The following is a 7,220-nucleotide window of genomic DNA, read 5'->3' on the forward strand; positions in this document are numbered from 1 at the left end:
CAGCCGTCGGCTGGCGTTTTTTACAGGATGTTGAATGGAATCGTGGTCACGAGACGGAACTCGTTGATGTTGCCGTCAGCCTGATTCTCGCTGGCGCGGTGCGTGGTGTACGTCGCGCGAATTGCGGTGGCTTTGAGCGGGCCGCTTTGCACGGCGTAGGAAGCGCCGATGCCGTATTCGTAGTGAGTTTCGCCGTCCATCAGGCTCAGATCGCCGCGCTTGGCGCCCGGGTCGGTGTAGGCAGTACCACGGTAGTGAGTACCGTCGATGCCCCAGCCGCGAGCCTGGTAGATGTTGAACTTCAGGCCTGGCACACCGTATTCGGCCATGTTGATGCCGTAAGCGATCTGGAAGGACTTCTCGTTCGGGCCGTTGAAGTCCGACAGCAGGGAGTTGGCCAGGTAGATGCCGTTGGTTTCATGCAGGTAGTCGAAGTAGGTGTCGCCATTCACTTCCTGGTACGAGAAAGTCAGGCTGTGAGCCTGGTGCGCCAGACCCAGCGACAGCGAGTAGGTATCGTTGTCGATCTCGCCCATCAGCTTTTTGCCTTCGTCGACGGTCTTGTAGTAGTTCAGACCGGTGGTCAGGCTCAGGACCTGGCTGTCACCCAGTTCGTGGGTGGCGCCGAAGTAGTACTGGTTCCAGAAGTCTTCGACGTTGGAGCCGTACAGGCTGGTTTTCAGGCTCTTGAACGGCTGGTAGTTGACGCCAGCAATGTAGACCTTGTCTGTCTCAACGCCAGTGGCCGAGTACTCGGTGCGGAATTTCGACAGGCTCTGCTCGGTACGTGGCGAAACACGGTCGAAGCCACCCAGGTCGAACGACAGGTTGTTGAACTCTTCGCTGTGCAGGGTAATACCCTCAAAGCTCGAAGGCAGCGGACGGTTGCCGATGACGTCAACGATCGGGGTGCTGAAGTTCTGACGACCGGCGGTCAGCGTGGTGTTGGAGACACGCAGCTTGACGTTGGCCAGACCCAGTTTGCTCCACTGGTCGACAGCGTCGCCGTCGGAGTGCGCCAGGGTACGGTTGGAACCGCCGGCGATGTCCTTGCGGTCACGGTCCAGAACGATGGCGTTGTAAGCGGCGACTTCGGTGCTGACGCCAACGGTGCCTTGGGTAAAGCCCGAGGTGTAGTTGACGATGGTGCCTTGCACCCAGTTGATACGACGCGGGGTCGGTGTCTTGACCACTGGCGAAGTGTTCTTGTCGCTGTTTTTCACGTAGCTGAAACGGTCGTCACGACGCTTCAGTTCGTTGGCGTACCAGTTACGGGTTGTGCCGCCCAGGCTTTGTCCATCGATAAAGCCTTTGGCCTCGCTTTGGGCGCTACTGCCGGCCAACGTGGTAGGGACGAACTCCTGACTTGCAGGTTCTGCGTACGCCGTGGCGGTGACGCTGCTGATGGCCAGGGCCAGTATCGCGGTGCTGCTCAGTTTCATGGGTGAAGCTCCTTTACTTTCTTTTTATGCCGGCTTTTTTTGGTATGCCGGTTATTGGTTTAGAACTCGTTCACACATCGCAAACGTTTGCAAAAAGCCGTATTGACGAATTTCGGCAAAGCGCTTGCGTGAGGGGCTAGACAGCGCCCCCCAGCATTGCGGCTAATCATCTGATTTAATCGATACCGACACCCGAGAACACGTTGCGACCGAACGGGCTGACTTTGAACCCTTCGATCCTGGCGCTTAACGGTTGGTTGACCGTCGAGTGGGCGACAGGCGTGATCGGCACTTGCTGTTTAAGCAATTGCTGAGCCTGTTTGTAGAGCACGGTGCGTTGGTCGCGGTCGGTGACGACCTTGGCCTCTTTGATCAGCTTGTCGTAAGCCGGATCGCACCACATGGAATAGTTGTTGCCGCCGATGGCATCGCAGCTGTACAGCGTGCCGAGCCAGTTGTCCGGATCGCCGTTGTCACCGGTCCAGCCGATCAGGCTGACGTCGTGCTCGCCATTCTTGGTGCGCTTGATGTACTCGCCCCATTCGTAGCTGACGATCTTCACTTTCAGACCGATCTTGGCCCAGTCCGCCTGGAGCATTTCGGCCATCAGTTTGGCGTTCGGGTTATACGGACGTTGCACCGGCATCGCCCACAGGGTGATCTCGGTGCCTTCCTTGACGCCGGCAGCCTTGAGCAGCTCTTTGGCTTTTTCCGGGTTGTAAGCGGCGTCTTTGATGCTGTCGTCGTAGGACCACTGGGTCGGCGGCATGGCGTTGACGGCCAGTTGACCGGCGCCTTGATAAACAGCGTTGAGAATCCCCTGTTTATTCACCGCCATGTCCAGCGCCTGGCGCACTTCGAGCTGGTCGAATGGCTTGTGGCGCACGTTATAGGCGATGTAGCCGAGGTTGAAACCCGGCTTGGTGATCAGTTGCAGTTTCGGGTCGGCCTTCAGCGCTTCAACATCGGCAGGGCGCGGGTGCAGGGTGATCTGGCATTCGCCGGCCTTGAGCTTCTGCACGCGCACCGAGGCGTCGGTGTTGATCGCGAAAATCAGGTTGTCGAGTTTGACCCGGCTCGGATCCCAGTAATGTTGATTACCGGTGTAACGAATGTTCGAGTCTTTCTGATAACTCTTGAACACGAACGGCCCGGTGCCGATCGGTTTCTGGTTGATGTCGCTTGGCTTGCCTTCGGCCAGCAGCTTGTCGGCGTATTCGGCGGACAGGATGGCAGCGAAGCTCATGGCGATGTTCTGGATGAACGCGGCGTCGACGCTGTTGAGCGTGAACTCCACGGTCAGCGGCCCGGTCTTCTCGACCTTGGCGATGTTCTTGTTCAGGCTCATCCCGTTGAAGTACGGGAATTCGGTGGGATAAGCCTTACGGAATGGTTGCTGGGCATCCAGCATGCGATTAAACGTGAACAGCACGTCATCGGCGTTCATGTCGCGGGTCGGTTTGAAGTACGGCGTTGTATGAAACTTCACACCTTCACGCAGGTGAAAGGTGTACTTGAGACCATCCTCGGAAATGTCCCACTTGGTGGCCAGACCGGGTACGACATTGGTCGCGCCTTTTTCAAACTCGACCAGTCGGTTGTAGATCGGTTCGGCAGCGTCGTTATCGGTCGCTGTCGTGTACTGCGCGGTGTCAAAGCCCGCCGGGCTGCCTTCAGAGCAGAACACCAGACTTTTGCTGGCGGCGAAACTGGCGGACGAGGCGGCCAACAGGCCGGCGCCCAGCAATGTGGAATAAATCAAGGTATGGCGCATGACGCTCCCTCTTTTTTTAGTGTTGTTCAATGTACCGTCGCCTCATCCAGAGACGTTTTGGTGGCATCGAGCTCAATCCAATACGTACGGCAACCGGTGGCCCACGCAGACACTGGTCAGTACCCGACGGTAGGGGCCGCGGTTCTGGCAGTAAATGCGTAAATGCCTTAAAGCTCGTAGGAAAAGGCGACGCGTCCTATACCTCTGCGGTAATCCGCAGTGGAATTGGATGTAGGCAATTTCCTAACTTCCCGGCAGGTAAAACAACGGCGACGTTAAAAACGTCGCCGTTGCAGTGCCTTATTTGCTGACGCTGACGCCGTAGAAGGAGTTCAAGCCGAAAGGGCTGATCTTGAAATCCTGCACGTTGGCGCGCATGGGTTGGTACACCGTCGAGTGAGCGATAGGTGTCATTGGAACTGCATCTTTGAGAACGTGCTGCGCCTGTTTGTACAGTTCGGTGCGCTTGTCCTGGTCGGTTGTACGCTTGGCTTCTTTGACGAGGCCGTCAAACTTCTTGTCGCACCACTTGGAGAAGTTGTTGCCGCTGAGCGAGTCGCAACCGAACAGCACGTTCAGCCAGTTGTCCGGATCACCATTGTCACCGCTCCAGCCAATGATCATGGCCTGGTTCTCGCCACCTTTGGAACGCTTGATGTACTCGCCCCACTCGTAGCTGGTGATCTTCACTTTCAAGCCGATCTTGGCCCAGTCGGACTGGAGCATCTCAGCCATCAGTTTGGCGTTCGGGTTGTACGGACGCTGAACCGGCATCGCCCACAGGACGATCTCGGTACCTTCCTTGACGCCGGCTTCCTTGAGCAGCTGTTTGGCTTTCTCAGGGTCGTACTTGGCGTCCTTGATGGTGGTGTCGTAAGACCACTGGGTCGGCGGCATGGCGTTGACGGCCAGTTGGCCCGCGCCCTGGTAAACCGAGTCGATGATCTGCGGCTTGTTCACGGCCATGTCCAGCGCCTGACGTACGCGCAGGTCAGCCAGTGGGTTGGCCTCGTTGCTGCCCTTGACCTTGTCCATCACGTTGTAGGCGATGTAGCCCAGGTTGAAGCCAGCCTGGTCAGGCATCTTCAGGGATTTGTCTTCTTTCAGCGCTTTCAGGTCAGCCGGACGTGGGAACAGGGTGACCTGGCACTCGTTCTTTTTCAGCTTCTGAATACGTACCGACGGGTCGGTGGTGATAGCGAAGATCAGGTTGTCGATCTTCACATCCTCAGGCTTCCAGTAATCCTTGTTGCCGGTGTAACGGATGTTGGAGTCTTTCTGGTAGCTCTTGAACACGAACGGGCCGGTGCCGATCGGCTTCTGGTTGATGTCGGCAGCCTTGCCTTCTTTCAGCAGCTGCGCTGCGTACTCGGCGGATTGTACCGACGCGAAGCTCATGGCCATGTTCTGGATGAACGCGGCATCCACTTCTTTCAAAGTGAACTTGACGGTGTGGTCGTCGACTTTATCGATCTTGGTGATGTTGGTGTCCATCCCCATGTCGGTGAAGTACGGGAATTCGGTCGGGTACGCCTTACGGAACGGGTCATCCTTGTTAATCATGCGATTGAAGGTGAACAGCACGTCGTCGGCGTTGAACTCACGAGTCGGCTTGAAATACGGGGTAGTGTGGAACTTGACGCCTTCACGCAGGTGGAAGGTGTACGTCAGGCCGTCATCGGAAATGTCCCACTTGGTCGCCAGACCAGGAATCACGGCGGTGTCGCCGCGCTCGAACTGGGTCAGGCGGTTGAACATGGTTTCGGCTGAGGCGTCGAAGTCGGTTCCGGTGGTGTACTGGCCTGGGTCGAAACCGGCCGGGCTGCCTTCGGAGCAGAACACCAGGTTAGTCGCAGCGGATGCGAAAGGTGCGGAGGCTAACAAGCCTGCGCCGACTAAAAACGGAATGACCGCGTGTTTAAGCATGTTGGCCTCATGATTTGTTGTCATTTTTTAGTTGTGAGGTACGACCTCGTGAGTCGTGCCTGCGGATACTTATGCAGGGGCCATACCCATTGCAAGATCCAGAGCGACTGCCGGCCTCAAAGCGTGGCACGAACGTACCTTAATGTCGCATCTGTATAACTTCTGACGCATTTGACCGTTTGCGGGTGGTTTTTACGGTGCAAATGAAGCCCCAAAACGGTGCGCTGGTCACCTTGTGCGCGCCGCCTTGGGGCTTGGTGTTACTTATTTATACCCACGCCATAGAAGGGGGTTAGACCGAACGGGCTGATCCGGAAGTCGGTGACTTCCTTGCGCAGCGGCTGGAACACCGTGGAGTTGGCAATCGGTGTGATCGGCACTTGCTGTTTAAGGATCAGTTGCGCCTGTTGATACAGTTTTACCCGTTGCTCTTTATCCGTGGATAACTTGGCCTGTTGCACCAGTTTGTCGTAGGCCGGATCGCACCATTTGGCGTAGTTGCTGCCTTTTACCGCCGCGCAGCTGTAGAGCACGCCAAGCCAGTTGTCCGGGTCACCGTTGTCACCTGTCCAACCATAGATCATGGCGTCGTGTTCGCCATTTTTGGCGCGTTTGATGTACTCGCCCCATTCGTAGCTGACGATGTTGGCCTTGATGCCGATTTTCTCCCAATCCTGCTGGATCATCTGCGCCGACATGCGCGCATTCGGGTTCGAAGCGCGCTGCACTGTCATCGCCCAAAGGTTGATGGTTGTACCCGGCGCAACCCCTGCTTCTTTCAGTAGCACCTTTGCTTTTGCCGGGTCGTAGGGCGCGTCCTTGATGTTCGGGTCATACGACCATTGCGCCGGCGGCAACGCGTTTTGGGCCAACTGGCCGGCGCTTTGGTAGACGGCTTTGATGATCGCTGGTTTGTCGATAGCCATGTCCAGCGCCTGGCGCACTTTGAGCTGGTCGAGAGGCGCATGGGTGGTGTTGTAGGCGAGGAAACCGAGGTTGAAACCGGCTTGTTTGAGCACGCGCAGGTTCGGGTCTTTTTCCATCACTTCGATGTCGGCCGGGCGTGGGTAGCCGCTGACCTGGCATTCGCCGGCCTTGAGTTTTTGCAGGCGCACGGCGGCGTCGGGAGTGATCGAGAAAATCAGGTTATCGATTTTGACGTCTTCGGGTTTCCAGTAGGCCGTGTTGGCGGCGTAGCGGATTTGTGAATCCTTCTGATAGCGCTTGAACACGAACGGGCCGGTGCCGATCGGCTTCTGGTTGAGGTCGGCGGCTTTGCCTTCCTTCAACAGTTGGGCGGCGTATTCGGCTGATTGCACCGAGGCGAAGCTCATGGCGAGGTTTTGCACGAAGGCGGCGTCGACGTTGTTGAGGTTGAAGCGCACGGTGTTGTCGTCGAGTTTTTCGACCGATTTGATCGTGGTGTTGAGGCCCATGTCGGTGAAGTAGGGGGACTCGGCGGGGTAGGCCTTGCGGAAGGCGTTGTCCGGGTCGAGCAGGCGCTGGAAGGTGAAGAGCACGTCGTCGGCGTTGAAGTCGCGGGTGGGTTTGAAGTAGTCGGTGGTGTGGAATTTTACGTTTTGGCGCAGGTGGAAGGTGTATTGCAGGCCATCCGGGGAGATGTCCCATTTTGTCGCCAGGCCGGGTTCGATGTCGGTGCCGCCGCGTTCGAATTGGGTGAGGCGGTTGAAGACGGTTTCGGCGGAGGCGTCGAAGTCGGTGCCGCTGGTGTATTGGCTGGGGTCGAAGCCTGCGGGGCTGGCTTCGGAGCAATAAACGAGTGTTGTGGCGGCGTTGGCGATCGGGGTTATGGCTGTTAGTGCGAGGGTGATTAATAGTGGTTTGAGGGTGGATCTTGGCATGGCGTCCCCGGGGAGTTGGAGGTGGTTGTGTTTCAGGGTAGCGGGGATTTGGGGGGCTTCGGAAATATCGTTTTTCTTGGGGGAGTGTCTATCTCGGTATATCTGGGCGTTTTTTGTTGGGGGCATATCCGTTGCTGCGGTAACGACGGCTTAGGGTTCCGCCCTTACGGCCATCCCTTTCAAGGTCTTCGGTAAAATCGCTGAAATTTCATTCAG

General features: G+C 57.1%; 4 protein-coding genes. All 4 read right to left on the reverse strand.

The window, feature by feature from the left end:
• Window positions 1-20 precede the first annotated feature (20 nt).
• The 4 genes from M9827_RS21870 to M9827_RS21885 all read right to left on the reverse strand — a co-directional run bounded on the left by M9827_RS21870 (window position 21) and on the right by M9827_RS21885 (window position 7,004).
• Window positions 21-1,442, reverse strand: coding sequence for an OprD family porin (locus M9827_RS21870; RefSeq protein ID WP_250607098.1), 1,422 nt, complete (start codon window positions 1,440-1,442; stop codon window positions 21-23).
• A 175-nt stretch (window positions 1,443-1,617) separates the two neighbouring features.
• Complete coding sequence (locus M9827_RS21875; RefSeq protein WP_250607099.1) at window positions 1,618-3,216, reverse strand: ABC transporter substrate-binding protein; 1,599 nt, start codon at window positions 3,214-3,216, stop codon at window positions 1,618-1,620.
• Between the two features lie 300 nt (window positions 3,217-3,516).
• Window positions 3,517-5,142 carry an ABC transporter substrate-binding protein gene (locus M9827_RS21880; protein ID WP_250607100.1) on the reverse strand — a complete coding sequence of 542 codons (1,626 nt, stop codon included), beginning with the start codon at window positions 5,140-5,142 and terminating at the stop codon, window positions 3,517-3,519.
• Window positions 5,143-5,402: 260 nt separating this feature from the next.
• On the reverse strand, window positions 5,403-7,004 hold the full coding sequence (locus tag M9827_RS21885) for an ABC transporter substrate-binding protein (RefSeq protein WP_250607101.1): 1,602 nt from the start codon (window positions 7,002-7,004) through the stop codon (window positions 5,403-5,405).
• Window positions 7,005-7,220 lie beyond the last annotated feature (216 nt).

Source organism: Pseudomonas sp. AKS31 (assembly GCF_023634765.1).
In the GTDB taxonomy this organism is placed as follows: domain Bacteria; phylum Pseudomonadota; class Gammaproteobacteria; order Pseudomonadales; family Pseudomonadaceae; genus Aquipseudomonas.